This is a genomic window from Arthrobacter sp. 2MCAF14 (genome assembly GCF_052115645.1).
Taxonomy (GTDB): domain Bacteria; phylum Actinomycetota; class Actinomycetes; order Actinomycetales; family Micrococcaceae; genus Arthrobacter.
The window spans coordinates 1-1,015 of sequence record NZ_JBFRHB010000108.1 but is presented as its reverse complement, the minus strand read 5'-3'; the positions used below and the strand labels follow the sequence as shown (position 1 = coordinate 1,015).

The window sequence follows — 1,015 nt, the reverse complement described above, 5'->3', positions numbered from 1 at the left end:
TGACCCTGGCACCTGAAGGCCGTAAGCTGCTGCGCGTTGAACAGCGCAATAAAGCCGTCCCGGTCGAACGCAAGCCCGAGTGGATCAAAGCCAAGGTCCAGATGGGCCCTGAATTCGTGGGCCTGAAGAACCTCGTGAAAAAAGAAGGCCTGCACACCGTGTGCGAGGAAGCCGGCTGCCCGAACATCTTCGAGTGCTGGGAAGACAAGGAAGCGACCTTCCTGATCGGCGGCTCCGAATGCACCCGCCGCTGCGACTTCTGCCAGATCGACACCGGCAAACCCTCCCCCGTGGACATGTTCGAACCCACCAAGGTCGCCCGCTCCGTCMAGGCCATGGCCCTGCGCTACGCCACSGTCACCGGCGTGGCCCGCGACGACCTGGAAGACGAAGGMGTCTGGCTCTACGCCGAAACCGTCCGCAAGATCCACGAACTGAACCCCGGCACCGGCGTCGAACTGCTCATCCCCGATTTCTCCGGCAAASCCGAACACATCCAAGCGATCTGCGACTCCGCCCCCGAGGTYTTCGCGCACAACGTCGAAACCGTSCCCCGGATCTTCAAGCGCATCCGCCCCGCGTTCCGCTACGACCGCTCCCTGGACGTCATCACCCAGGGCCGGGCCGCCGGCATGGTSACCAAATCCAACCTGATCCTGGGCATGGGCGAAACCCGCGAAGAGATCTCCGAAGCCCTCACCGACCTGCACGCCGCGGGCTGTGACCTGATCACCATCACCCAGTACCTGCGCCCCTCCGAACGGCACCTGCCCGTGGACCGMTGGGTCAAACCCCAGGAATTCGTCGACCTCGCCACCGAAGCCGAGGAAATCGGCTTCCTCGGCGTCATGTCCGGCCCCCTGGTCCGCTCCTCCTACCGCGCCGGACGCCTCTGGGCCACCGCGATGCGCAAAAAAGGCCGCGAAATCCCCGCCCACCTGGCCCACATCGCCGAAGGCATCCAGGACTCCGGCACCACCCGCCAGGAAGCCCGCACCCTCCTCGCACACCACGC

1 protein-coding gene is annotated in these 1,015 nt (G+C 65.1%); it reads left to right on the top strand.

All coding sequences use genetic code 11. The features are described from left to right. Positions 1–1,015: lipoyl synthase (lipA, locus tag AB4074_RS24810; protein WP_441415751.1), on the top strand; the 1,015-nt coding region annotated here is incomplete at both ends.